Genomic DNA, 25,866 nt, shown 5'->3' on the forward strand with positions numbered 1-25,866 from the left:
AACGGGCGCCACGGCCCTGGGCCCCCTTCCCGTCGGACGTGCGAACGTACGATGGACGGGGTCCAGTGCCGTATCAAGGAGGATGACCGTGGCGGACGAGCGGAACCCGGCGACCCCGGAGACCTCGGAAACCGAGTCCGAGGAGCCCATCAAGCGCCGGAAGAACGGCCTGTACCCGGGCGTCTCCGACGAGCTGGCCGAGAGCATGAAGTCCGGCTGGGCCGACACCGAGCTGCACGACCTGGAGCCGATCGCCCAGGCCGCCGAGACCGCCGCCCGGCGCGCCGCGCTCTCCGCGCGCTTCCCCGGCGACCGTCTGGTGATCCCCGCGGGCAACCTGAAGACCCGCTCGAACGACACCGAGTACCCCTTCCGCGCCTCCGTGGAGTACGCGTACCTCACCGGCAACCAGACGGAGGACGGCGTCCTCGTCATGGAGCCGAAGGCCGACGGGCACGAGGCGACGATCTACCTGCTGCCGCGCTCCGACCGCGAGAACGGCGAGTTCTGGCTCGACGGCCAGGGCGAGCTGTGGGTCGGCCGCCGCCACTCCCTCACCGAGGCCGGGAAGCTGTACGGCATCCCCGCCTCCGACGTGCGTGAGCTGGCCGACAAGCTGCGTGAGGCGACCGGGCCGGTGCGCGTCGTGCGCGGCTACGACGCCGGGGTCGAGGCCGCGCTGACCGACAAGGTCACCGCCGAGCGCGACGAGGAGCTGCGGGTCTTCCTCTCCGAGGCACGGCTGGTCAAGGACGAGTTCGAGATCGGCGAACTCCAGAAGGCCGTCGACTCCACCGTGCGCGGCTTCGAGGACGTGGTGAAGGTCCTCGACAAGGCCGAGGCGACCAGCGAGCGCTACATCGAGGGCACCTTCTTCCTCCGCGCGCGCGTGGAGGGCAACGACGTCGGCTACGGCTCCATCTGCGCCGCCGGCCCGCACGCCTGCACCCTGCACTGGGTGCGCAACGACGGCCCGGTCCGCTCCGGCGACCTGCTGCTGCTCGACGCGGGCGTGGAGACGCACACGTACTACACCGCCGACGTCACGCGCACGCTGCCGATCAACGGCCGCTACAGCGAGATCCAGAAGAAGATCTACGACGCCGTGTACGACGCCCAGGAGGCCGGTATCGCGGCGGTGAAGCCGGGCGCCAAGTACCGCGACTTCCACGACGCGTCGCAGCGCGTGCTGGCCGAGCGGCTCGTGGAGTGGGGCCTGGTCGAGGGGCCGGTGGAGCGGGTGCTGGAGCTGGGCCTCCAGCGCCGCTGGACGCTGCACGGCACCGGTCACATGCTCGGCATGGACGTCCACGACTGCGCCGCCGCGCGCACCGAGACGTACGTCGACGGGGTGCTGGAGCCGGGGATGTGCCTGACCGTCGAGCCGGGGCTGTACTTCCAGGCCGACGACCTGACCGTGCCGGAGGAGTACCGGGGCATCGGCGTCCGTATCGAGGACGACATCCTCGTCACGGAGGACGGCAACCGGAACCTGTCGGCCGCGCTGCCGCGCCGCTCCGACGAGGTCGAGGCGTGGATGGCCGGGCTCAAGGGCTGAGTTCGTACGGTGTTGTGGGGCCGGGTGCCTGGACGGGTGCCCGGCCCTTCACATGCTCTCAGGACGCTGTCACCAGCGGGGTGTTCGGGGCGTTCTCGCGCCACTTGAGGATCTTGTCGAAGCTCACCACGGTGCCGCGGCGGCCCGGCTTGGGGCCGATGTGGACGTGGTCGGCGAGTTCCCGGATGAGGCAGAGGCCGCGGCCGTGCTCGGCGTCGGCGCGGGGCGGCAGCCTGAACTGCGCTCGCCCGGTGTGGGCCGCCGGGAAGCCGGGTCCGGCGTCGGCCACCTCGATGCGGCACTTCTCGCCGTCGAGGTAGGCGGTGACGCGGTAGGCCTCCGAGGGGCCGCCGGTGGTGCCGTCGCCGCCGTGTTCGACGGCGTTGGCGCAGGCCTCGGTGAGGGCGACGGAGAGGTCGTAGGAGATGTCGGGGTCGACGCCCGCCGTCTCCATCGTGCCGAGCAGCAGGCGGCGGGCCAGGGGAACGCTCGCGGCTTCGCGGCGCAGATGGAGTGACCACCAGATGCTCATGCTCCAGCCTCCTGGCCGCGGCTCGACATACCGTTACGTATTGCCGCGACCGCTCCCGCGTAAGCGTGGATTTGACGTGATGCCGCCCATATGGGCGATGCGGTGAGGGTGGGAAGCGGTGTATGTGGGAGCAGTGGGGACCAGTTGGACCCTTGTCCACCAGGCGCAACAGAACGAGACCTTCCGGTTCGTAGGGCATCTTGTGGACCTGCCATGTGGCGGCGGTCGGGCCAGTGCGATGATGAGCCCGCCATGACTGCCCCCCACGCGCGCACGGCGCACTCCGGACACCCGGTCCGGTATCTGCGGGCCGCGGTGTTCGCCGCGGTCTGTGTCGTGCTGTCCGGGGCCTCCCACGCGATCGCCTCCTGTGTGTCGCTGCCGTGGTGGACGCTGGCCGCGGGCTTCCTGGGGGCCGCCGCCGTGGTGGTGCCGCTCGCGGGGCGGGAGCGGTCGCTCCCGGGGATCGCTGGGCTGCTCGCGGTCGGGCAGGTCGTGCTGCACACGTTGTTCGGTCTCGGGCAGCACGCGGGTGCCGCCGCGTCCGGTACGGCCGCGGGGGCGGGGCGCCTCAGTGACGCGGCGCTGGTCGAGCAGGCCGCGCGGCTGGTGTGCGGGACGACCGTGGCGGCGCTCAGTCCCGTGCAGGCCCACCGGATCCTGGTGGACGCGCGGGTGGTTCCGGCCGCGTCCGGATCGCCGGGCGCCGGGGCTCATGCCGGAGCGAGTCACCATCCCGCGGACGCGCTGTCCACGACCTCGGACTCGTTCGCCTCGCTGCTGCCGTCGCTGCCGATGCTGCTGGGGCACGTCCTCGCCGCCATCGCCGCGGGATGGCTGCTGCGCCACGGGGACCTGGCGCTGCGGCGCCTCGTCGAACTCTCGGCACAGGGTGTGAGCGAGGGCGCGCTCGTCCGCTCCCTGCGCGGGGCGCTGGCGCTGGCGCGCGCGCTGTACGCCGGGCTGCCCACGGCGCCGTCGACGGGGCCGCGCGTCCCGTGCGCCGCTGCCCACGCGCCCCCTGAGCCTCGTACGACCGCTCTTGAGCACACGGTGATCCGGCGGGGCCCTCCGGCCGCCGCCCTCGCGCTCGCTGCCTGAACACGACGCGACCACCCGTACTCACCCTGATCAGGGACGGGGCGGGAGGGACGCGCGTCGTGCGGCACGCGCGCGTACCCCTCTCCTCGCCGGAAGTCACCGGCTTCACCCAGACCTGACTCAGAGTGGAGTGCTCATCCTCATGACCGCCATGAAGGCGTCCCGTATCGCCGCCGTCGGTGCCGTCGCCGCGTCGGCCGTCGTCGTCCTGTCCTCGCCCGCCCTCGCGCACGTCAGCGTGCAGCCGGAGGGCGCGGCCGCCAAGGGCGGCTACGCGACCGTGAACTTCAAGGTCCCCAACGAGCGCGACAACGCCTCGACCACCAAGCTGGAGGTCACCTTCCCGGCCGACCACCCGCTCTCCTCCGCCATGCCCGCGCCCGTCCCGGGCTGGGACGCCAAGGTCACCAAGGCCGAGCTGGACAAGCCGCTCGAGGTACACGGCAACAAGGTCACCGAGGCCGTCTCGAAGATCACCTGGACCGCCACGGGCAAGGGTGTCGAGCCCGGCTTCTTCCAGAAGTTCCCGGTCTCCGTGGGCGCCCTGCCCGAGGACACCGACGAACTCGTCTTCAAGGCCGTCCAGACGTACTCCAACGACGAGGTCGTGCGCTGGATCGAGGTGCCGCAGGAAGGCGAGGAGGAGCCGGAGCACCCGGCCCCGGTGCTTGAGCTGTCCGCCGCCGAGGACGACCACCACGGCTCGTCCGGGGCGGAGGACGCCGCCGAGGACGACGCGGCGAGCGCCGAGGAGGCCTCCGACGACGCCTCGGCCGCCGCGGCGAACACCACCGCCGACTCCGGCGACTCCGACACCAGCGACACCACCGCCCGCGTCCTCGGCGTCGTCGGCATCGTCGTCGGCGCGGCGGGTGTCGCCTACGGCGTGCTCGCCGGCCGTAGGCGCGGCAACGCCTGAGGCACTGCCTCGTTCAGCGGTGCGCGCCGGGGGCGTGCGGGCGGTGGCCATGCCGCCCGCGTCGTCGGGGCTCCGGCCCGGCGGAACGACCCCGGCGCGTACCGGAACCATTACATCTGGGACATTTTTCTATGCGCAAGAAGACCCTCGCCGCGGCAGCACTGCTCGCCGCCGCCTCCCTGACCCTTTCCGCCTGCGGCAGTGGTGACGACGGCGGCTCGCCGGTCTCCGTGGTGTCGGAGGCCGCCGACAGCGCCAAGGCCGCCACCGTCCTCGACAAGCCCTTCGAGAAGCCGGACCTCGTGCTGACCGACACCAACGGCGACGAGTACGACCTCCGCGCGGAGACCGCTGGCAAGCCGACGCTGATCTACTTCGGGTACACCAACTGCCCCGACGTCTGCCCCCTGACGATGAGCAACATCGCCATCGCCAAGAAGCAGCTGTCCCAGGCCGAGCAGGACGAGCTGCGGATCGTGTTCGTCACCACCGACCCGGAGCGGGACACCCCGGAGGCGCTCGGCGAGTGGCTCAAGGGCATCGACTCCCAGGTCATCGGCCTGAGCGGCGACTTCGACACCATCCAGGCGGGCGCCCGCACCCTCGGCATCTCCATCGAGGCGCCGGAGAAGGACAAGGAGGGCAAGGTCGTGTCCACGCACGGCACCCAGGTCATCGCCTTCTCGCCGAAGACCGACGCCGGTTACGTGCTCTACGGCGAGGACGCCACCGTCGACGACTACACCGCCGACCTGCCCAAGCTCGTCAAGGGGCAGAACCCGTGAACCGCCTGCGGGGCGGGGCGGTCGCCGTGCTGGCCTCCGGGGCGCTGGCGCTCGTCCTCGCGGGCTGCGGCTCCGGCGACGGCGGCGAGGCGGGCGCCGGACTGTCCGTCGATGGCGCCTACATGCCGCAGCCCGTCTCCGACTCCCTCGCCGCCGGCTTCCTGACCGTCACCAACGACGGTGGCGACGACGACACCCTGGAGTCCGTCACCAGCGACATCGCGGGCCAGGTCACCGTCCACGAGACCGTGGGCCAGTCGATGCGCGAGGTCGACGGCCTGAACGTGCCCGCGCACGGGAAGCTCGTCCTGGAGAGCGGTGGCAACCACCTGATGTTCGAGCAGCTCAAGCGCAAGCCGAAGGAAGGCGAGACGGTGTCGGTGGTGCTGCACTTCGCCCACACCGATCCCGTCACCGTCGAGATGCCGGTCAAGCCGATGACGTACCGCCCCGCTTCGGGGAACTGAGGGAGGGACCACCTTGACAGCGACCGCCGCTCCACGCGTCCGGGCCCTGGCACTGCTGCTCCTGGCCGTCGTCTGCGCGCTCTTCGCCAGCGCCGGACCGGCCTCGGCGCATGCCGCGCTCACCGGCAGCGACCCCCGGCAGGGGGCGGTGGTCGACAAGGCCCCCGGCCAGATCGCCCTCACCTTCTCCGAGGAGGTCTCCCTCTCCGACGACTCGCTGCGGGTCCTCGGCCCCAAGGGCGAGCGCGCCGACACCGGCGAGGCGGGCAGCATCGGCGGGACGACGTACGGGGTACGGCTCCATGCGGGGCTGCCCGACGGCACCTACACCGTCACCTACCAGGTGGTGTCCGCCGACAGCCATCCCGTCGCCGGTGCCTTCACCTTCTCCATCGGCGCGCCCTCGGAGACCTCCGTGTCGGTCTCGGGGACGGAGGCGGGCGGCGGGGTCATCGGCTGGCTGTACGGGTTCGGGCGCTATATGTCGTACGCCGGGTTCATTCTTCTGGCGGGCGGTGCCGCCTTCGTCGTGGCCTGCTGGCCGCGCGGCTCCGGGGTGCGTGTCGTGCAGCGGCTCGTCGTCTCCGGGTGGGTCGCGCTGACCGCGGCCACCCTGGCGCTGTTGCTGCTGCGCGGCTCCTACACCCGGTCCGGCGGCATGGGTGACGTCTTCGACCTGGATCTGCTCGGGGAGGTCCTCCAGACCAAGACGGGTGCCGCGCTGGTCTCCCGGCTGCTGCTGCTCGCCGCCGCCGCGCTGTTCGTCGCCGTGCTCTTCGGCGCGTACGACAAGCGTGAGGACGAGGAGAAGAAGGACCTCACCTTCGGGCTCGCCGTGGGCGGGACCGTGGTCGCGGCCGGGCTGGCGGCGAGCTGGGCCATGGCCGAACACGCCTCCAGCGGGCTCCAGCCGGGCATCGCGATGCCCGTCGACGTGCTCCATCTGCTGGCCGTCGCCGCCTGGCTCGGCGGTCTCAGCGCGCTGCTGGTCTCCCTGCGCTGGGCGCCCGCCGACACCCCCGTCGACGCCTCGGCCGTACGGCGGTTCTCGAACGTCGCCCTCGGCAGTGTGCTCACGCTGGTGGCGACCGGCACCTACCAGGCCTGGCGGCAGGTCGGCTACTGGTCGGCGCTGACCGGCACCCGGTACGGGCAGCTGCTGCTGGTGAAGATCGGGCTGGTGGCGTTGCTGGTGGGGGTGGCCTGGATTTCCCGGCGGTGGACCCGGCAGTTGGCGGAGACGGGACAGGCCGAGGCGGTCCGGGAGCCGGAGCCGGTGGCCGCCGGTTCCGAGGGCTCCGCCGCCAAGGCCGAGGGTGCCGCCTCCGGTGACGACCCCCGGCGGGCCGCTCAGCTCGCCCGGCAGCGGGCCGCCGTGGACGCCGCACGGCAGAAGCGGCTGCGGGACGCCGATCCGCTCCGCCACGGGCTGCGCCGCTCGGTGCTGGCCGAGGCGGGCATCGCGGTGGTCGTGCTCGCCGTGACCACCGCGCTCACCGCCGCCGAGCCGGGGCGCACGGCACAGGACGCCAAGTCGGCCACCTCCGCCGCCGTCTCGGACTCCGCCACCGGGGCGCTGACCCTGGAGATGCCGTTCGACACCGGCGGGGAGGACGGCAAGGGCGTCGTCCGGCTGGACATCGACCCGGCGCGGGTCGGCGGTAATGACATGCACGTCTATGTGGAGCGGCCCAACGGCCGCGCCTTCGACATCCCCGAGGTGAAGGTCGCCTTCACCCTGGAGTCCGAGGACATCGGGCCGCTGCCCGTGGTCCCGGACCACATCACCACCGGACACTGGTCGGCGAGCGGAGTCCAGATCCCCATGGCAGGCACCTGGAGGGTCGCCGTGACCGTGCGGACCTCCGACATCGACCAGGTGACCGTCTCCAAGAACGCGCAGATCGGCTGAACCTCATCATGGCTGACCAGTCCATTCCGGAGGCCCGGCTCCCTCTCGTCGAGGAGAGCGTCACCGGCTCCCCCGACACGGGCATCTCCCGGCGGCGGCTCCTCGGCACCGCCGGTGCCACCGGGCTAGTCCTCGGCGCGGCGAGCGGGAGTGTGGGGTACGCCGCCCGGCCCGCCGAGGCCACCCCGCTGACCTCGCTGGGGGCGGGGCAGGTCGAGTTTCACGTGAAACATCAGCCCGGCATCACCACCCCCATGCAGGCCCGGGGCCATCTCGTCGCCTTCGACCTCGCGGCCGGTGCGGGGCGCAAGGAGGCCGCCGCGCTGCTGCGCCGCTGGTCGGAGACGACCCGACGGCTGATGGCGGGGGAACCGGCGACGCAGGGCGACACGGATGTGGCGACCGACGCCGGGCCCTCGTCGCTCACGGTCACCTTCGGGTTCGGCCACAGCTTCTTCGCGCGGACCGGTCTGGAGAAGCAGCGGCCGGTCGCCCTCGACCCGCTGCCCGACTTCTCCTCCGACCAGCTGGACAAGGGCCGCAGCAACGGCGACCTGTGGGTGCAGATCGGCGCCGATGACGCCCTGGTCGCCTTCCACGCGCTGCGGGCCCTCCAGAAGGACGCGGGCGGCGCGGCCCGGGTCCGGTGGCAGATGAACGGCTTCAACCGGTCGCCGGGCGCCACCGCCCAGCCGATGACGGCACGCAATCTGATGGGCCAGGTCGACGGCACCCGCAATCCGAAGCCGAGCGAGCCCGACTTCGCGCGGCGGATCTTCGTCCCCGAGAACGGCGAGCCCGCGTGGATGGCGAACGGCTCCTATGCCGTCGTACGCCGTATCCGCATGCTGCTCGACGACTGGGAGAAGCTGTCGGTGAAGGCGCAGGAGGCCGTCATCGGGCGCCGCAAGTCCGACGGGGCGCCGCTCTCCGGGGGCGGGGAGACCACGGAGATGGACCTGGAGAAGACCGACTCCGAGGGGGCTCTGGTGGTGCCGATCAACGCGCACGCGCGGATCACCCGGCCCGACCAGAACGGCGGTGCGGCGATGCTGCGGCGCCCGTTCTCCTTCCATGACGGCATCGACGCGGACGGGGTGCCCGACGCGGGGCTGCTGTTCGTCTGCTGGCAGGCCGATCCGCTGCGGGGCTTCGTACCGGTGCAGCGCAAGCTGGACCGCGGGGACGCGCTGTCGCCGTTCATCCGGCACGAGGCGAGCGGGCTGTTCGCGGTGCCGGGCGGGGCGGCGGAGGGCGAGTACGTGGGGCAGCGGTTGCTGGAGGGGTGAGGGTGACCCGTGGGGCGCTGCTCGGAAGTGTCCGGCCGGTGGGCCCATTAGGGTGAGGTCATGCCAGCGAGCTATGCGTATCTCGGCCCCGAGGGCACCTTCACCGAAGTCGCCCTGCGGACGCTTCCCGAGGCGGCGACCCGTGAGCTGATCCCGTACGTGTCCGTGCAGTCCGCGCTCGACGCGGTGCGGGGCGGCGAGGCCGAGGCCGCGTTCGTGCCGATCGAGAACTCCGTGGAGGGCGGGATCACCACCACGCTCGACGAGCTGGTGGCGGGCAGCCCGTTGATGATCTACCGCGAGGTGCTGCTGTCGATCACCTTCGCGCTGCTGGTCCGGCCCGGTACCAAGCTGTCCGACATCAAGACGGTCACCGCCCACCCGGCGGCGCAGCCGCAGGTGCGCAACTGGCTGAAGGCGCACCTCCCGGACGTCACCTGGGAGTCCGCCGCCTCCAACGCGGACGGCGCCCGGCTGGTCCAGGAGGGCCGCTACGACGCCGCCTTCGCCGGTGAGTTCGCCGCCGCTCGCTACGGTCTGGTGCCGCTGGAGACCGACATCCACGACGCGGAGAACGCGCAGACCCGGTTCGTGCTGGTGGGCAGGCCCGCCCGGCCCGCGGCGCCGACCGGCGCGGACAAGACGTCCGTGGTGCTGTGGCAGCGCGACGACCACCCCGGCGGGCTGCGTGATCTGCTGGGCGAGTTCGCCACCCGGGGCGTCAACCTGATGCTGCTCCAGTCCCGGCCCACCGGTGCCGGGATCGGGAACTACTGCTTCTGCATCGACGCCGAGGGCCACATCTCGGACCGTCGGGTCGCCGACGCCCTGCGCGGGCTCAAGCGGAGCTGCCGTGAGGTGCGGTTCCTGGGGTCGTACCCGCGGGCGGACGTGACGGTGGCGGACGTACGGAATCCGCTGCCGGGGACCTCGGACGAGGAGTTCATGGCGGCGGCCGACTGGGTGGCACGCTGCCAGGACGGCCGTTTCTAGCCACGTCCGGCTGGTCCTACCTGCATATCTTCGTTATCCACAGAAGTTATCCACAGGTCCGCTTCTCGATCTGGGGACAAGTCGACAGAGAAGCGCCAGTCAGTCGACAAATCGCCCTACGAGCCACCCTCGCGCGACCCGCCCCTCAGGTCACCCTTCGTCCACTCTTTTCCTTTGATCAATCCTTTGGGGCGACCTCTTTACACTCGAAAGTGCGGGTAAATGAGGTTCGCGCCGGGAATCCTCAACCTTGATCACAGAGAGCGGAGTGATCAATTCCAACATCCACAGATCTTGCGCACAGCCTGTGGATAACTCTTCGAAGAGTGGGGAACCCTGTGGACAACCGAGTACCCCGATAGCGCCAAGTCCCGTTCTCCACAAGGGAATCGAGTCAACCACGCGCCCGTTGACTGCCTCGTTCCGGGGAGTGGGGCACTGTTTATTGACAAAGATCGGCTATTTTCTCAGAACGGCACATAAGCCGCATCCCGGAATAGTGAGTCGTGGGCCCTCACCCCGCACCGGTAGCCTTGTCCGCGTGATTGACCTTCGCCTGCTCCGTGAGGACCCCGACCGTGTGCGCGCGTCCCAGCGCGCCCGTGGAGAGGACGTCGCGCTCGTCGACTCCCTCCTGTCCGCCGACGAACGGCGCAGGTCGTCCGGCGTCCGCTTCGACGAGCTGCGCGCCGAACAGAAGGCGCTCGGCAAGCTGATCCCCAAGGCCGCCGGGGACGAGAAGGCGGAGCTGCTGAAGAAGGCGAGCCAGCTCGCCGCCGACGTCAAGGCCGCCGACGCCGAGCGGGACGCCGCCGACGCCGAGACCCAGCAGCTGCTGCTCCAGCTCGGCAACCTCGTCCACCCCGACGTCCCCGTCGGCGGCGAGGAGGACTTCGTCACGCTGGAGACGCACGGCACCATCCGCGACTTCGACGGCGAGGGCTTCGCGCCCAAGGACCACCTGGAGCTGGGCCAGCTGCTCGGCGCCATCGACGTCGAACGCGGCGCCAAGGTCTCCGGGTCGCGCTTCTACTTCCTCACCGGCGTCGGCGCGCTGCTGGAGCTGGCCCTGGTGAACGCCGCGATCGCGCAGGCCACCGCGGCGGGCTTCACCCCGATGCTGACGCCGGCGCTGGTCCGGCCGCAGGCCATGGGCGGCACCGGCTTCCTCGGCCAGGCCTCGCAGGACGTCTACCACCTCGACAGCGACGACCTGTACCTGGTCGGCACCTCCGAGGTGGCGCTCGCGGGCTACCACATGGACGAGATCATCGAGGCCGACCGCCTCCCGCTGCGCTACGCGGGCTTCTCGCCCTGCTTCCGCCGCGAGGCCGGGTCGCACGGCAAGGACACCCGAGGCATCTTCCGCGTACACCAGTTCGACAAGGTCGAGATGTTCTCGTACGTCGCCCCCGAGGACTCCCAGGCCGAGCACCAGCGCCTCCTGGAGTGGGAGAAGCAGTGGCTGACCTCGCTGGAGCTGCCGTTCCGGGTCATCGACGTGGCCTCCGGCGACCTGGGGTCCTCGGCCGCGCGCAAGTTCGACTGCGAGGCGTGGATCCCCACCCAGGGCAAGTACCGCGAGCTGACCTCGACCTCGGACTGCACCGAGTTCCAGGCCCGGCGGCTGTCCATCCGCGTCCGTGAGGAGAAGAAGGTGCGCCCGCTGGCCACCCTCAACGGCACGCTGTGCGCCGTACCGCGCACCATCGTGGCGATCCTCGAGAACCACCAGCAGGCCGACGGTTCCGTACGCGTGCCCGAGGTGCTGCGGCCCTACCTGGGCGGCCGGGAGGTCCTGGAACCGGTGGCCAAGTGAGCACCGACGCCGGGCCCACCGCCGGAGGCTTCCCCTACCGGCTGATCGCCACCGACCTCGACGGGACGCTCCTGCGCTCCGACGAGTCGGTGTCGGCGCGCACCCGTGACGCGCTCGCCGCGGCCACCGCGGCGGGCGCCGCGCACATCGTCGTCACCGGCCGTGCGGTCCCCTGGACCCGGCACATCCTCGACGACCTCGGCTACCAGGGGCTCGCCGTCTGCGGGCAGGGCGCACAGGTCTACCACGCCGGTGAGCACCGCCTGCTGACCTCCGTCACCCTCGACCGGCAGCTGGCCGGGGTGGCGCTGGCCAAGATCGAGGCGGAGGTCGGCCCGCTCTTCCTGGCGGCGAGCCGGGACGGGCTGGACGGCGAGGTGCTGGTCGGCCCCGGGTACGCGGTCGCGGGGCACCTTCCGGCGATCCCCTTCACGGACGCGGCGGACCTGTGGACCGCCCCGCTGAACAAGCTCTACATCCAGCACCCGACCCTCACCGACGACGAGCTGGCCGCGGTCGCCGACCAGGTCGCGGGCGGCTTCGTCTCCGTCACCATGGCGGGCGAGGGCATCGTGGAACTCCTCCCCCTCGGCCTCTCCAAGGCGACGGGGCTCTCCCTCGCGGCCCGCCGCCTCGGCCTGAAGGCCGCCGACACCATCGCCTTCGGCGACATGCCCAACGACATCCCGATGTTCGCCTGGGCCGACCACGGCGTAGCCATGGCCAACGCCCACGAGACGCTCCGCGCGGTGGCGGACGAGGTAACGACCTCCAACGACGAGGACGGAATCGCCACGGTGGTGGAACGCCTGCTGGCGGGGGCGCGGTAGCTACGGGCTCATCCGCCTGGCTGCGTGCTGTCCCCGCATCCCGCGCCCCGCCCCAGGCGCACATCGCCTCCCCCAAGAGGCGACACCTGGGAAGGCGGCCCACGCAAGCGCAGCGCTCACGTGCTCGAAGCGACCGCCCCGGTCCTGCCCCAGAACAAGGCGTCCCAGAACAAGGCGCCGGTCCGACCCGGCGTCATGGACAACACCACTGTGCCGCTCCACAACGACGGGCCGCCACCGAATTACCGCCCCCTCGGCTCACTCCTCCCCGGCGAGCGTCAACGTCCGCAGTTTCTGCCCCGCGTACCAGGTCGCCACCGCGGTGACCCCGACGAGCAGCACCGTGGCCGTCGTCAGCCCGACGTCCGAGGTGACGATGGAACCGTCGGCGACCTCCTGGGCCACGGCCAGCGACCACTGCTGGACGCTGAGCGTGCGCGCACCCGGCACCAGCGAGCCGAACAGCGCCTCCCAGACGAGGGCGTACACCAGCCCGAACACCACCGCGTGCCGTGACACCGTCCCCAGCAGCAGGAACAGCGCGGCGTACGCGATGGAGGCGACCAGCGCGGCGACCGTGTAGGCGACGGCGATCTGCTGGCCGTTGCCGTTGAGGATCAGCCCCGCGATCAGCGTCGGCAGGGCGGAGAACACCATGGTGACGGCGATGGCCACGAAGAGCTTGGTGGAGATGATCGTCGGCCGCTTCAGCGGCTTGGACAGCAGGTACACCACGGAGCCGTCGTCGATCTCGGGTCCGATCGCGCCCGTGCCAGCGATGACACCGATGATCGGCACCATGGTGGCGAGGGCGAGCCCGCCGAGCACGTCGGCCGCGGTCTGGTCGTCGGCTCCGGCCAGTGCCCGCACCGCGACGGAGATCGCGATCAGCAGCAGCGGCAGCGCGCCGAGGATGAGGGCCCGGCGGCGGCCGAGCAGGGCTCGGTAGGTGAGCCGGGCGACTGTGGGGTCGTACATCTTCGGCCTCCTACGCCGCGACCAGATACGAGAAGACGGACTCGAGGGACTCGTCGGACGGGGAGACCGTCAGCAGCCGGATGCCGTGGTCGCGCGCGACCCGGGGCAGCAGGGTGGTGAAGCGGCCGAAGTCGACGGCCTGGACGCGCAGCGCGCCCTCCGCCAGGTCGACCTCGATGCCGGACGTCGACGGGTCGGCGATCAGGGCGGCCGCGAGGGCGCGGTCGTCGCTGGAGCGGACCAGGTAGCGGTGCGGGCGGTCGGTCATCAGACGGCGGATCTTGCGGAAGTCGCCGCTGGCCGCGTGCCGTCCGGCGACGACGACCTCGATGTGCCAGGCGAGCTGTTCGACCTCTTCGAGGATGTGGGAGGAGAACAGCACCGTGCGGCCCTCGTCGCCCATGCGTCGCAGCAGGTCCATCAGCTGCATGCGCTGACGGGGGTCCATGCCGTTGAAGGGTTCGTCGAGCAGCAGCAGTGAGGGCTCGTGGACCAGCGCGGACGCCATCTTCACGCGCTGGCGCATGCCCTTGGAGTACGTGGAGATCTTGCGGTCCTGGGCGTACTCCATCTCGACGGTGGCCAGGGCCCGCTGGGCGGCCTTGGCGCCGAGGCCGTGCAGTTCGGCGTTGGCGAGGACGAACTCGCGGCCGGTGAGGAAGTCGTACATCGCCTCCCGCTCGGGGACGATGCCGATGTGCTTGTAGATCTGCTCGTTGCGCCAGACCTGCTGGCCGTCGAGGGTGACGGTACCGGTGGAGGGGGCCAGGAAGCCACCCATCATGTTGATGAGGGTGGACTTTCCGGCGCCGTTGGGGCCGAGCAGGCCGGTGACGCCGGGGCCGATGGTCATGGTGATGTCGTTGACGGCGACCACGTTGCCGAACCAGCGGGAGACATGGTCGATGTTCAGCGTGGTCACAGGCCCACCTTTCGGTAGCGGCGCATCAGGAGGCCGTAGCTGGCGGCGATGAGCCCCAGGGCGACGAGGACGTAGACGAGTCCCTCGCCGGTGCCGGGGCCCTCCCCGCCGGGGAAGGCGGAGGGCGCGCCGAGGAAGGCGGACTGCACCCCGTCGATGAGGGTGGTCGGCGAGAAGAGGCCGAGCCAGGCGATCGCGCCGGTGCTGGACTGCTCGTAGGCGATGGCCTGGACGACGGAGACCGTGCCGTAGGAGATGGTGAGTACGGCGATGACGGCGGCGATGCCGAAGCCCCGGCGCGGGGTGACCGCGGCGATCACCAGGCCGATTCCGGCGAAGAGCAGGGAGAGCAGTGCCACGGAGACGAGTCCCTGTGCGAAGCCTTCGGTCTGGTCGGTGAAGTCGAGCTTGGCCAGCAGCGCGCCGATGTAGAGCACCAGCAGCGGGGCTGCGGTCAGGACGAACAGCGCCGAGGTCAGCGCCGCGTACTTGGCGAGGACGTAGTCGGCGGTCTCGATGGGCCGCGAGAAGTACAGCGGTACGGTCTTGAAGCGCAGGTCGCGCGAGACCGACTGGGGTGCCTGCGCGGCGACGTACAGGCTGATCACGGCCTGCATGATGATCGCGTAGCGGGTGTAGTCGACGGGCAGGTCGTTTGCGTCGGTAGCGACGGCGACCGCGACCATGATGCCCGCGGGCAGGCACATCACCACGAACAGCAGCATCGGCAGGACCTTGGACTTCGCCGAGCGGCCGAGTCCGTAGGCGCCGCGCAGGGACTGCGAGTACAGCGAGCGGCGGGCGTAGGCGCGGCCGAGGCGGGGGCCGTCGTAGTCGCGGTAGCCGATGTTGTGGATGCGGGTCTCGTCGCCGCCCGGTGGCGTCGCGACGGGGTGGTCAACGGCCATGGCCCACGGCCTCCTTCCTTTCCTCAGCGGGTTCGCTGTCGGCGTTCTTGAAGACCTCGGAGATGTGGTGGCGCCGCTGTTCCATGCGGACCAGGCCGAGGCCCAGGTCGGCGACGACGTCCCGGACCAGGTCGTAGGTCTCCTCGCCCGCCGCGGTGAGCAGCAGGATGTGTCCGGCGCCGGGGAGGCCGCCACTGCCGTCGAGGACGTCGACCCCGCGCGCGCCGAGCGCCTCACGCACCGCGCGGGTGCCGTCGGGGTGTTCGTCGGAGTCGGTGACCTCGATGGCGAGGGTGGTGGTGGTCTGGGTGAAGTCTGTGGTGGAGCTGGAGCGCAGCAGCTTGCCGCCGTCGATGACGACGACGTGGTCGCAGGTGCGTTCGAGTTCGCCGAGGAGGTGCGAGGTGACCAGGACCGAGATGCCGAAGTCGGTGTGGATACGGCGGATCAGGCCGAGCATGTCGTCGCGGCCGACGGGGTCGAGGCCGTTGGTCGGCTCGTCGAGGAAGACCAGCTTGGGGTCGTGGACGAGAGCCTGGGCCAGCTTGACGCGCTGCTTCATGCCGGTGGAGTAGCCGCCGATGGGGCGGTACCGCTCCTCGTAGAGGCCGACGTGGCGCAGGGTGTCGGCGGTGCGCTCGCGCGCGGCGGTCGGCGGCAGGCCGGACATGCGCGCCATGTGGACGACGAACTCGGTGGCCGAGACGTCGGGTGGCAGGCAGTCGTGCTCCGGCATGTAGCCCACGCGCTCGCGGATGGCGGCGCCCTTGGTGGCGACATCGAGTCCGAGCACTTCGGCGCGGCCCTCGGTGGCCGGGGAGAGACCCAGCAGGATCTTGATCAGGGTCGACTTGCCGGCGCCGTTGGCTCCGACGAGTCCGGTGACACCGGGCCCGACGTCCACGGAGAGCCGGTCAAGCGCGGTCACCCGGGGGAACCGCTTGCTCAGGCTTTCGGTCGCGATCACAGTCACGTCCTAGACAGTAGTGACGCGGACCACTGCCGGTCGTCAGACCGCAGATCTGTCTTCCGGTCACTCTCGAGTATTACGGGCCCGTAGGGGGCGCCCTGCCTGAGAGCTACGGAGGCCCGGGGGGGGGAGTGGCCTATTGACGCTTTCTCTAACAACTGGAAGATTCGCGGACGTCACGTTACTGGCACGTACCGCGGTCGGGCGGTGGAGGAGGTCCAGGGTGCTCAAGGGCGCGCGGGAACGCTGGGTGCGGACCGGGGGCGTGGAGTTGTGCGTGGCCGAACTGGGCGACCCCGGGCGGCCGACCGTCGTCCTGGTGCACGGCTATCCCGACAGCAAGGAGGTCTGGTCGCAGGTGGCCCACCACCTCGCGGACCGCTTCCACGTGGTGCTCTACGACGTACGCGGCCACGGCCGCTCCTCGGCACCGCAGCCGCTGCGCGGCGGGTTCACCCTGGAGAAGCTGACGGACGACTTCCTGGCCGTCGCCGACGCGGTGAGCCCGGACCGGCCGGTGCACCTGGTGGGACACGACTGGGGTTCGGTGCAGGGCTGGGAGTTCGCCACCGTCCGCCGCACCGAGGGCCGGGTGGCCTCCTTCACCTCCATGTCGGGGCCGTCGCTCGACCACTTCGGCCACTGGATCAAGCGGCGCGTGCGGCGCCCCACCCCGCGCCGGGTCGGCCAGCTCCTCGGCCAGGGCGCCAAGTCCTGGTACGTCTACCTCCTGCACACGCCCGCCCTGCCCGAACTGGCCTGGCGCGGCCCGCTCGGCAAGGCGTGGCCGAGGCTCCTGGAACGCGCCGAGCGGGTGCCCGGGGCCGGATACCCGACCGCGTCGCTGCCCATGGACGCGGCCCACGGCGCCTGGCTCTACCGGGACAACGTACGGCCCCGGCTGCGCCGCCCGCGCGACGACGCGTACGCGCACGTGCCCGTGCAGCTCATCACACCCCTGGACGACGTGTTCCTGTCCAAGCGCCTCTACGACGACCTGGAGCGGTGGGCCCCGAGGCTGACCCGAAGGACCCTGCCCGCCAAGCACTGGGTGCCGCGCAGCCGCCCCGATCAGCTGGCCGCCTGGATCGCCGAGTTCGTGACCGGCGCCGAGGCCGGGCGACCCGCGCCGAAGGTGACCGGGCGGTACGCCGAGCGGTTCGGCGGGCAGCTGGTGCTGGTCACCGGCGCGGGCAGCGGTATCGGCAGGGCGACGGCGTACGCCTTCGCGGGGGCCGGTGCGCGCGTGGTCGCCGTCGACCGGGACGCCGAGAGCGCCGCCCGCACCGCCGAGATGGCCCGGCTGCTCGGCGCCCCGGCCGCCTGGGCCGAGACCGTGGACGTCTCCGACGAACAGGCCATGGAGAAGCTCGCCGACAAGGTCGCCACCGAGTACGGCGTGGTCGACGTCCTCGTCAACAACGCCGGGATCGGACTGGCGGGCTCGTTCCTGGACACCACGCCGGAGGACTGGCGCCGGGTGCTGGACGTCAACCTGTGGGGGGTCATCCACGGCTGCCGTCTCTTCGGGCGGCAGATGGCCGAGCGCGGCCAGGGCGGTCACATCGTCAACACGGCTTCTGCGGCGGCGTACCAGCCGTCCAGGGCGCTGCCCGCCTACAGCACCTCCAAGGCCGCCGTGCTGATGCTGAGCGAGTGTCTGCGGGCCGAGCTGGCGGGGCGGGGCATCGGGGTGACGGCCGTCTGTCCCGGGTTCGTCAACACCAACATCACCTCCACGGCCCGCTTCGCCGGCGTCGACGCCGACGAGGAGCAGCGCCGCCAGAAGCGCACCGCCCGGCTGTACGGCCTGCGCAACTACCCGCCGGAGAAGGTCGCCGACGCCGTGCTGCGTGCCGTGGTCCGCAACGAGGCGGTCGTGCCGGTGACGGCGGAGGCGCGCGGGCTTCGGGCGCTGTCCCGGTTCGCGCCGGGGGCGTTGCGCGCGATCGCCCGGCTGGAACCGCCCGTGTGAGACGGGGAGTTGGAGGGCCTGACGGGGCCATGTTGTCCACAGGATCGCCAAATCCCCTGTGGATAACTACCGTTGCTTGTGGATCAAACCTCTTCCACAAAAGAATATGCGTGATCCAGGTCTCTCCCGGCACCCTGGGGCCATGGATGAAAGCTCTGGGGCCAGGGATGAAATCTCTGAGGCCATGGACGAAAGACGCACCGTCAAGGTGTCCAAGTACCTCTCCAAACACCTCCGTCACCAGCCCGAGCGGATCGGCCTCACCCTCGACGAGGGTGGCTGGGTCGAGATCGACACGCTGATGGCTGCGGCCAGGGCGCACGGTTTCCGGTTCACCCGGGAGGAGCTGGACCATGTGGTCGCCCACAACGACAAGAAGCGCTTCGCGGTCGACGGCACCCGTATCCGGGCCAGTCAGGGGCACAGCATCGAGGTCAACCTCGGGCTGCCCGCGGCGACCCCGCCGCCGTACCTCTACCACGGCACCGTGGCCCGTCTTCTGGACGCCATCCGCGCCGAGGGACTGCGACCCATGAACCGGCACGACGTGCACCTCTCCGCCGACCGGGAGACCGCCACCCGTGTGGGCGCCCGGCGCGGGCGCCCGGTCGTGCTGCCGGTGGACGCCGGGGCCATGCACCGCGACGGCCATGAGTTCCGGGTCAGCGCGAACGGCGTCTGGCTGACCGAGGCCGTACCGCCGCAGTACCTGCGCTTTCCCGAGGGACACTGACAGCGCCGCTCCCGCGGTCCATGATCAGAGGTATGGACCAGCACCTGCCCAGCACCGAGGCCGCCGTCAACGCCCTGCGCGCCATCGCCGAGGAGTACGGCCGTGAGATCGACGTCACGCATGACATCGGCGCCGACCAGACCTCCCGCCGCAGCGCCGCGGGCATCGGCGTCATCACCGACCCGGACGGTTCGCTGCCGCACGAGGCGTTCGTCGAGTTCGGCGGCCTGCCCCGGCTGAGCGTGCGGCTCTACCCCGACGACGACGCGCTGATCACCGTGGAGGGCGTCGAGTGCCCCGACATCCCGCGCGACGACGTCCCGGCCTTCCTCCGCTCCGTGTTCGACGGCCTCGCCCATGTCAGGGCGCGGCGCTTCCCGCCCGGGTACTTCCTGATCGTGCCGTTGCCCGGCGACCGCACGCACAAGGAGTACATGCCGATGATCACCCTGAGCCCGTGGCTCAGCAGCCGCGTCCGATGACCGCCTCGCCGGGTGTTTCACGTGAAACACCGCTGGCCACATAGGCTCGGTGCCATGAGTCTGCGACTGAGCACCGTGATCCTCCCGTACCGCCGCTGGCACGAGGGCGGCCGTCAGGCCTGGACACGGGCCGAGCAACTCGGCTTCCACACCGCCTACACCTACGACCATCTGTCCTGGCGGACCTTCCGGGACGGCCCCTGGTTCGGTGCCGTACCGACGCTGACCGCCGCCGCGGCCCTCACCGAGCGGCTGCGTCTGGGCACGCTGGTGACCTCGCCGAACTTCCGGCACCCGGTGACCCTCGCCAAGGATCTGATCACCCTGGACGATGTCTCGGGCGGCCGGATCACCCTGGGCATCGGCGCGGGCGGCACCGGCTTCGACGCCACCGCGATGGGGCAGGAGCCGTGGACGCCGCGCGAGCGGGCCGACCGGTTCGCCGAGTTCGTGCCGCTGCTCGACCGGCTGCTGACCGAGGACTCGGTGTCGTACGAGGGCGACTACTACTCGGCGCACGAGGCGCGGAACATCCCCGGCTGTGTGCAGCGGCCCAGGCTGCCCTTCGCGGTCGCCGCCACCGGCCCGCGCGGGCTGGCGCTCGCCGCCGGGTACGGGCAGGCGTGGGTGACCACGGGCGATCCCCGGCTTTACGAGAACGGCACCCCCGAGCAGTCGGTGCAGGCCCTGCGTGGGCAGGCCGAGAAGCTGGCCGACGCCTGCGCCGCCATCGGCCGTGATGTGTCCGCAGTGGAGAAAATCCTGCTCACCGGCTTCACCCCGGACCGCGGGCGTCCGCTCGAGTCCCTCGACGCGTTCGTGGACTTCGCCGGACGCCACCGCGAGCTGGGCTTCACCGAGCTGGTGCTCCACTGGCCGATCCCCGACTCCGACTTCGCCGCCGACGAGAAGGTCTTCGAGAAGATCGCGACCGAGGCCCTCGCACAGCTGGACTGAGCGGCTGGCCCGATGGGCTGGACCGATGGACCGGGCGGCTGGACCGACGGACCGGGCGGCTGGACCGAGCGGCCCTTTCGGGCCTCACAAGGCCACATCCACTCACATGTGCGGACTCCCGCACGGTCGTGCAGGCATATGCGGGACAATGGCGGGGTGACCTCAGCGACCCGACAGCCCGACACCCAGGCCCCCGCCACACCGCCGCGGCTGATCGCGACCGATCTCGACGGCACCCTCCTGCGCGACGACAAGTCCGTCTCCCCACGGACGATCGCCGCGCTGGCCGCCGCCGAGGAAGCGGGCATCGAAGTCTTCTTCGTCACCGGCCGCCCGGCCCGCTGGATGGACGTCGTCAGCGACCACGTCCACGGCCACGGCCTCGCCATCTGCGGCAACGGCGCCGCCGTGGTCGACCTGCACGGCGGCCCCGGCGCCCACCGGTTCGTGAAGGTCCGCGAGCTGGCCCGGGAGAACGCGCTGGACAGCGTGCGACTGCTGCGCGAGGCGGCCCCGGGCACGATGTTCGCGGTCGAGCAGACCTACGGCTTCCACCAGGAGCCCGACTACCCCAAGATGCACCTGGAGGTCCCGGACACCCTGGAACCGGCCGAGCGGCTGCTGGCACCGGACGCCGCCCATGCCGACGAGCCCGTCCTCAAGATCCTCGCCTTCCACCACGAGCTGGACCCCGACGGCTTCCTCACCCTCGCCCGGCTCGCCATCGGCGACCGCGCCAACGTCACCCGCTCCAGCCCCAGCGCCCTGCTGGAGATCAGCGGCCCCGGCGTCTCCAAGGCCAGCACCCTCGCCCTGTGCTGCGCCGAGCGCGGCATCTCCCACGAGGAGGTCGTCGCCTTCGGCGACATGCCCAACGACGTCGAGATGCTCACCTGGGCCGGTCAGTCGTACGCCATGGGCAACGCCCACCCGGATGTGATCGCGGCGGCGTCGGGCCGTACGGTCGCCAACAACGACGACGGCGTGGCCGTGGTGATCGAGCGGATGCTGGCGGAACGGGTGTAGGCGCGGCGGCCCTCGTGCCGGGGGCCCGCCGTCTCACAGGTGCACGCCCCGCGTGGCCAGCCACGGCACCGGGTCGACCGCCGATCCCAGTTCCGGAGTGACCCGCACCTCGAAGTGCAGATGCGGGCCGGTGGAGTTGCCGGTCGAGCCCGACTGGCCGATCCACTGCCCGGTGCGCACCCGCTCCCCCTGGTCGACGGCGGCGGACGCGAGATGGGCGTACTGCGTGTAGTAGCCGCCGGGATGCTGGACCACGATCTGCATCCCGAAGGCTCCCCCGCAGGCCACCTTCACCACCCTGCCGTCGCCGACCGCCCGTACCGGCGTGCCGATCGGTACCGCGAAGTCCTGCCCGGTGTGCCGGTTCGCCCACCGCGTGCCACCGCTGCCGAAGCCTGCCGACATCTCGTACGTCTCCACCGGCGCCACCCACCCGTCCTGGAGGCCGCTCTCCGGCTGGTCGAGCCGGACCGCGCCCCGGCAGGAGCCCGCGGCGGCCGAGACATCGGCCTGTCCCTGCAACCGTTCCCTGGCCTCCTCAAGCTTCCGCTGGAGGGTGTCCTTCATGGCGGCCAGTTCGGCGTTCCGCCGGTCCAGCCGCTCCCACTGTGCCCTCGCCCTCGCCTCGTCGGCGGAGAGCCTGGCCTCGGCACGGCGGCTCTTGCTGATCGCGTTGTTGACGGCGAGATCGGCCTGCCACACCGCGTGCTGACCGCGCATCAGCTCCTCCGGGCTGTCCGCCAGCAGCATCCGCGCCGCGACCGGCAGCCCACCGCCGGTGCGGTACTGGGCGCGCGCGATCCGCCCCAGGTCCTCGTGCAGCACCGAGATGTCCTGCCGCTGCCGGTCCAGCAGCCCTTCCAGATGCCGGGCCCGCTCCCGCTGCGCCTCGGCCTCGCGCCGCCCCGCCTCGTACTGCTCCGTCGCCACCGCCGCGTCCTCGTACAGCCGCGCGACCTCGGCGCTGATCCGGGAACCTGCGATGCCGTCCCCGCCGTCCGAGGCGCTGGACGGCCGCGCCACGAACACCACGAGAGCGCACAGCAGCACCGGAACGAGCAGCGGATGGCGGCGACGTGAGCGCATGTCAGCGATCGTGGCCCCAACGGGTGCGCCGGGTCCTGTTCAAGTCGTACGCCTGGGGGACCGCACGGCCCGGATGGGTCAGTCGTAGGACCGCACGGCCCCCAGCCCCGCGCTCAGGCGGGCAGGGGGCCCGCGCCGACCAACAGCTCCGACTCGGCCTCCCGCGCCGCCATCTCCCACAGCGGTCCGTCCGTCGCGGCCAGCTCCGCGTACGTGCCGCGCTGCACCACCCGGCCCTCGTCCAGGACGATCACCTCGTCGACGGCGTCGAGACCGGCCAGCCGGTGGGTGATGAGCAGCGTCGTACGGCCCTCGGTGGCGGCCAGCAGATCCGCCGTGAGCGCGTCCGCGGTGGGCAGGTCGAGGTGTTCCGCGGGCTCGTCGAGGACGAGGACGGGGAAGTCGGCGAGCAGCGCCCGGGCCAGCGCCAGCCGCTGCCGCTGGCCCCCGGACAGCCGCGCCCCGTGCTCTCCGACGAGCGTGTCCAGTCCGTCGGGCAGCCCGTCCACCCAGTCCAGCAGCCGCGCCCGGCCGAGCGCGTCCCGCAGCTCCGCCTCGCTGGCGTCCTTCTTCGCCAGCAGCAGGTTCTCCCGCACCGAGCTGTCGAAGAGGTGCGCGTCCTGCGCGCACAGCCCCACCAGCCGCCGTACGTCGTCGCCGTCGAGGGCGTAGGCGTCCACGCCGCCGAGCGTGTACGAGCCCGCCCGGGCGTCGAGGAACCGCAGCAGCACCTGCGCCAGCGTCGTCTTGCCGGACCCGGACGGCCCGACCACCGCCACCCGGCGCCCCTCCTCCAGCCGCAGCCCGGCCCCGGCCAGCGCGTCCCGGTCCTGCCCGGCATGACGGGCCGTCAGCTCCTTCACCACGAGCGGGAAGGGCGAGGCGGGCGCCTGTCGGGGCCGCTCCGGCTCCCGTACCGGCTCCGGCGCGTCCAGCACCTCGTACACCCGCTCGGCGCTCTTGCGCATCCGCTGCCGGAACTGCGCCGCGAGCGGCATCCCGAGGACGGCCTCGAAGGCGGCCAGCGGGGTGAGGACCACGACGGCCATCGCCACGCCGCTCAGCCGCCCGCCGGCGACCGCCTGCGCGCCGACCAGGGCCGCGGCGGCGACGGTCAGACCGCAGACCAGTGCGGTGAGCCCGGCGCCGAGCGCGGTCGCCGTCGCGGTGCGCGAGGTGATCCGGGTCAGCCTGCCGTCGGCCTGCCGCACCTCGGCGGTACGGGCGGGCAGCGCCCCGGCGACGGTCAGCTCGGCGGTGCCGGTGAGCAGGTCGGTCACCCGCGTCGACAGCACTCCCCGCGCGGGCGCCAGACGGCGTTCGGCGCGTCGCGCAACGACGCCGGTGAGGAGCGGCACCCCCGCCCCGGCCGCCAGCAGCCCCACCGCCAGCACCGCACCGGCCTCGGGCAGCAGCCACGCCGTGAACCCCACGGAGACGGCCGAGACCAGCGCCGCGGCACCGGCGGGCAGCAGCCACCGCAGCCAGTAGTCCTGGAGCGCGTCCACATCAGCGACGAGCCGCGAGAGCAGATCGCCGCGGCGGGTCCGGCGCAGTCCGGCGGGCGCCAGCCGCTCCAGCCGCCGGTACACCGCGACACGGGTGTCGGCGAGCATCCGCAGCACCGCGTCGTGGGACACCAGCCGCTCCGCGTACCGGAACACGGCCCGCCCGATACCGAAGGCGCGGGTCGCCGTCACGGCCATCATCAGGTACAGCACGGGCGGCTGCTGCGAGGCCCGTGAGATCAGATAGCCGGAGGTGGCCATCAGGCCGACGGCGCTGCCGAGTGCCAGGCTGCCGAGCAGCAGCGCGAGGCCGAGCCGCCCGTGCCGGGCACGAGACATGGCGCGCACGCGGGTGAGCACATCGCGGGCGGGCGGCGGGGCAACGGGTTCCCGATCCGTGGAGGCCTCAAGAGTGCCGGTCGGCCGTGCCTCGACGCGACGGGTCCGGCGGGCGGTCTCCCACTCGGTGGGCGTCGGCGCGGGGGTTTCCGTCAGGCGCACCACCCGGTCCGCGACCTCCAGCAGCGCGGGCCGGTGCACCACCAGCAGGACCGTCCGCCCAGCGGCGAGCCGCCGTACCGCCGCGACGACCTCGGCCTCGGTCGCCCCATCAAGCGCGGCCGTCGGCTCGTCGAGCAGCAGCACGGGCCGGTCCGCGAGGAACGCCCGCGCCAGCGCCAGCCGCTGCCGCTGCCCGGCGGACAGCCCGGTGCCGTCCTCCCCGAGCGGGGTTGCGACGCCCTGCGGCAGCGCGTCCACGAACTCCAGCGCCCCGGCGTCCGCGAGGGCCCGCCGTACGGCCTCGTCACCGGCGTCGGGCCGGGCCAGCCGTACGTTCTCGGCGATCGTCCCGGCGTACAGATGCGGGCGCTGTGGCACCCAGGCGATCCGGGACCGCCACTGCTCCAGATCGAGGTCGGCGAGGTCGACTCCGCCGACACGCACGCGTCCGCCGGTCGTCGGAACGAAGCCGAGGAGCACGTTCAGCAGGGTCGACTTGCCCACGCCGCTGGGGCCGACCAGCGCCACCGTCTCGCCGGGCGCCACGGTGAAGGACGCCCCGCAGACCGCGTCGGAGGACCGGCCCGGGTAGCGGACCGACACCTCCTCGAAGGCGACCTCCCCGGTCGGCACCGGCCGCCCGCCCGACTCCGGCACCGGCGTCTCCAGCACCTCGAAGATCTCCTCGGCGGCCGACAGCCCCTCCGCGGCGGCGTGGTACTGCGCGCCCACCTGCCGCAGCGGCAGATAGGCCTCGGGTGCCAGGATCAGCACGACCAGACCGGTGTAGAGGTCCATCTCGCCATGGACGAGCCGCATGCCGATGGTGACCGCGACCAGCGCGACCGAGATGGTGGCGAGCAGTTCCAGGGCGAGCGACGACAGGAAGGCGATCCGCAGGGTCCGCATCGTCGCCTGCCGGTACTCGCCGGTGATCCGCTTGATCGACTCGGCCTGGGCCTTCGCCCGCCCGAACACCTTCAGGGTCGGCAGCCCGGCGACCACGTCCAGGAAGTGCCCGGACAGCCGGGACAGCAGCCGCCACTGACGGTCCGTACGGGACTGGGTGGCCCAGCCGATCAGCATCATGAAGACGGGGATCAGCGGCAGGGTGACGACGATGATGGCGGCGGAGACCCAGTCCTCGGTGACGATCCGCGCCAGCACCGCCACCGGCACCACCACCGCGAGCCCCAACTGCGGCAGATAGCGCGAGAAGTAGTCGTCGAGGGCGTCGACCCCCCGGGTGGCGAGGGCCACCAACGATCCGGTCCGCTGCCCGCTCAGCCAGCCGGGGCCCAGCCGCACGGCCCGCTCCAGCAGCCGTCCACGCAGCTCCGACTTGACCGACGCGCTCGCCCGGTGGGCGGCGAGTTCGGTGAGCCAGGCCACCAGCGCCCGGCCACAGGCGACCGCGGCCAGGAGCAGCAGGGGAGTGCGGAGGTCGGCGGCCGACATCCCGTGCTGGAAGGCTCCCACCACCGTCTCGGCGATGAGCATCGCCTGAGCGATGACCAGCACCGCTCCCACGGTGCCGAGACCGACCACGGCCATCAGGAAGAGCCGGGTGGCACGGGCGTGGCGCAGCAGACGCGGATCGATTGGTTTCACGTGA

General features: G+C 71.8%; 22 protein-coding genes. 15 read left to right on the top strand and 7 right to left on the bottom strand.

Annotated features, from left to right (window positions below; genetic code table 11):
• Positions 1–82: 82 nt before the first annotated feature.
• Positions 83–1,558 carry an aminopeptidase P family protein gene (locus tag KBY47_RS22040; RefSeq protein ID WP_247695038.1) on the top strand — a complete coding sequence of 492 codons (1,476 nt, stop codon included), beginning with the start codon at positions 83–85 and terminating at the stop codon, positions 1,556–1,558.
• 58 nt (positions 1,559–1,616) lie between these two features.
• On the opposite strand, the gene KBY47_RS22045 is transcribed toward KBY47_RS22040, so the two are convergent.
• Positions 1,617–2,090: an ATP-binding protein gene (locus KBY47_RS22045; protein WP_210923311.1), complete on the bottom strand. Its 474-nt coding sequence runs from the start codon at positions 2,088–2,090 to the stop codon at positions 1,617–1,619.
• Positions 2,091–2,342: 252 nt separating this feature from the next.
• On the opposite strand from KBY47_RS22045, the gene KBY47_RS22050 reads away from it, so the two are divergent.
• From KBY47_RS22050 to KBY47_RS22090, 9 genes are all read left to right on the top strand, one after another.
• Entirely contained in the window at positions 2,343–3,191 is an 849-nt protein-coding gene (locus KBY47_RS22050) for a hypothetical protein (protein ID WP_210923312.1), read from the top strand.
• Between the two features lie 151 nt (positions 3,192–3,342).
• A complete protein-coding gene (locus KBY47_RS22055; protein ID WP_210923365.1) occupies positions 3,343–4,110 on the top strand; it encodes a YcnI family protein in 768 nt (255 codons plus the stop codon).
• 131 nt (positions 4,111–4,241) lie between these two features.
• Positions 4,242–4,895, top strand: a complete 654-nt coding sequence (locus KBY47_RS22060; protein WP_210923313.1) for an SCO family protein — start codon at positions 4,242–4,244, stop codon at positions 4,893–4,895.
• Between the two features lie 5 nt (positions 4,896–4,900).
• Positions 4,901–5,362 carry a copper chaperone PCu(A)C gene (locus KBY47_RS22065; RefSeq protein WP_247695049.1) on the top strand — a complete coding sequence of 154 codons (462 nt, stop codon included), beginning with the start codon at positions 4,901–4,903 and terminating at the stop codon, positions 5,360–5,362.
• Positions 5,363–5,375: 13 nt separating this feature from the next.
• Entirely contained in the window at positions 5,376–7,274 is a 1,899-nt protein-coding gene (locus KBY47_RS22070; RefSeq protein WP_210923315.1) for a copper resistance CopC/CopD family protein, read from the top strand.
• An 8-nt stretch (positions 7,275–7,282) separates the two neighbouring features.
• Complete coding sequence (efeB, locus tag KBY47_RS22075; protein ID WP_210923317.1) at positions 7,283–8,563, top strand: iron uptake transporter deferrochelatase/peroxidase subunit; 1,281 nt, start codon at positions 7,283–7,285, stop codon at positions 8,561–8,563.
• Between the two features lie 60 nt (positions 8,564–8,623).
• The gene (gene pheA, locus KBY47_RS22080) at positions 8,624–9,556 is read left to right on the top strand and encodes a prephenate dehydratase (protein WP_210923319.1); all 933 of its coding nucleotides are present in this window, start codon (positions 8,624–8,626) and stop codon (positions 9,554–9,556) included.
• Between the two features lie 541 nt (positions 9,557–10,097).
• Positions 10,098–11,375 (top strand): serine--tRNA ligase, encoded by a 1,278-nt coding sequence (gene serS, locus KBY47_RS22085; RefSeq protein ID WP_210923321.1) that lies wholly within the window; start codon positions 10,098–10,100, stop codon positions 11,373–11,375.
• Positions 11,372–12,205: an HAD family hydrolase gene (locus KBY47_RS22090; RefSeq protein WP_210923323.1), complete on the top strand. Its 834-nt coding sequence runs from the start codon at positions 11,372–11,374 to the stop codon at positions 12,203–12,205. Before serS ends, KBY47_RS22090 begins: the two co-directional genes overlap by 4 nt.
• Positions 12,206–12,463: 258 nt before the next feature.
• Here KBY47_RS22090 and KBY47_RS22095 read toward each other — a convergent pair whose 3' ends face one another.
• The 4 genes from KBY47_RS22095 to KBY47_RS22110 are packed head-to-tail and all read right to left on the bottom strand — an operon-like array spanning position 12,464 to position 15,980.
• The gene (locus KBY47_RS22095) at positions 12,464–13,183 is read right to left on the bottom strand and encodes an ABC transporter permease subunit (protein ID WP_210923326.1); all 720 of its coding nucleotides are present in this window, start codon (positions 13,181–13,183) and stop codon (positions 12,464–12,466) included.
• A gap of 10 nt (positions 13,184–13,193) precedes the next feature.
• Complete coding sequence (locus KBY47_RS22100) at positions 13,194–14,105, bottom strand: ABC transporter ATP-binding protein (protein ID WP_210923328.1); 912 nt, start codon at positions 14,103–14,105, stop codon at positions 13,194–13,196.
• Positions 14,102–15,013, bottom strand: a complete 912-nt coding sequence (locus tag KBY47_RS22105; protein WP_210923330.1) for an ABC transporter permease — start codon at positions 15,011–15,013, stop codon at positions 14,102–14,104. The genes KBY47_RS22100 and KBY47_RS22105 overlap by 4 nt, the downstream gene beginning before the upstream one ends.
• Positions 15,003–15,980, bottom strand: coding sequence for an ABC transporter ATP-binding protein (locus tag KBY47_RS22110; protein WP_210923367.1), 978 nt, complete (start codon positions 15,978–15,980; stop codon positions 15,003–15,005). Before KBY47_RS22110 ends, KBY47_RS22105 begins: the two co-directional genes overlap by 11 nt.
• Positions 15,981–16,206: 226 nt before the next feature.
• Between KBY47_RS22110 and KBY47_RS22115 the strand changes: the two genes are divergently transcribed.
• The 5 genes from KBY47_RS22115 to KBY47_RS22135 all read left to right on the top strand — a co-directional run bounded on the left by KBY47_RS22115 (position 16,207) and on the right by KBY47_RS22135 (position 21,156).
• Positions 16,207–17,958, top strand: coding sequence for an SDR family oxidoreductase (locus KBY47_RS22115; RefSeq protein WP_210923332.1), 1,752 nt, complete (start codon positions 16,207–16,209; stop codon positions 17,956–17,958).
• A 184-nt stretch (positions 17,959–18,142) separates the two neighbouring features.
• Positions 18,143–18,691, top strand: coding sequence for an RNA 2'-phosphotransferase (locus KBY47_RS22120; protein WP_210923334.1), 549 nt, complete (start codon positions 18,143–18,145; stop codon positions 18,689–18,691).
• A 20-nt stretch (positions 18,692–18,711) separates the two neighbouring features.
• Positions 18,712–19,173: a hypothetical protein gene (locus tag KBY47_RS22125; RefSeq protein WP_210923336.1), complete on the top strand. Its 462-nt coding sequence runs from the start codon at positions 18,712–18,714 to the stop codon at positions 19,171–19,173.
• A 54-nt stretch (positions 19,174–19,227) separates the two neighbouring features.
• Positions 19,228–20,130 (top strand): LLM class flavin-dependent oxidoreductase, encoded by a 903-nt coding sequence (locus KBY47_RS22130; protein WP_210923339.1) that lies wholly within the window; start codon positions 19,228–19,230, stop codon positions 20,128–20,130.
• A gap of 138 nt (positions 20,131–20,268) precedes the next feature.
• Positions 20,269–21,156: a Cof-type HAD-IIB family hydrolase gene (locus KBY47_RS22135; RefSeq protein WP_210923341.1), complete on the top strand. Its 888-nt coding sequence runs from the start codon at positions 20,269–20,271 to the stop codon at positions 21,154–21,156.
• A gap of 33 nt (positions 21,157–21,189) precedes the next feature.
• On the opposite strand, the gene KBY47_RS22140 is transcribed toward KBY47_RS22135, so the two are convergent.
• Both KBY47_RS22140 and cydD read right to left on the bottom strand, forming a co-directional pair.
• Positions 21,190–22,242: a M23 family metallopeptidase gene (locus KBY47_RS22140; RefSeq protein ID WP_210923342.1), complete on the bottom strand. Its 1,053-nt coding sequence runs from the start codon at positions 22,240–22,242 to the stop codon at positions 21,190–21,192.
• A 113-nt stretch (positions 22,243–22,355) separates the two neighbouring features.
• Positions 22,356–25,862 (bottom strand): thiol reductant ABC exporter subunit CydD, encoded by a 3,507-nt coding sequence (gene cydD / locus KBY47_RS22145; protein WP_210923343.1) that lies wholly within the window; start codon positions 25,860–25,862, stop codon positions 22,356–22,358.
• Between the last annotated feature and the right edge of the window lie 4 nt (positions 25,863–25,866).

The sequence above is a fragment of the Streptomyces sp. B93 genome, from assembly GCF_018070565.1.
In the GTDB taxonomy this organism is placed as follows: Bacteria; Actinomycetota; Actinomycetes; order Streptomycetales; family Streptomycetaceae; genus Streptomyces.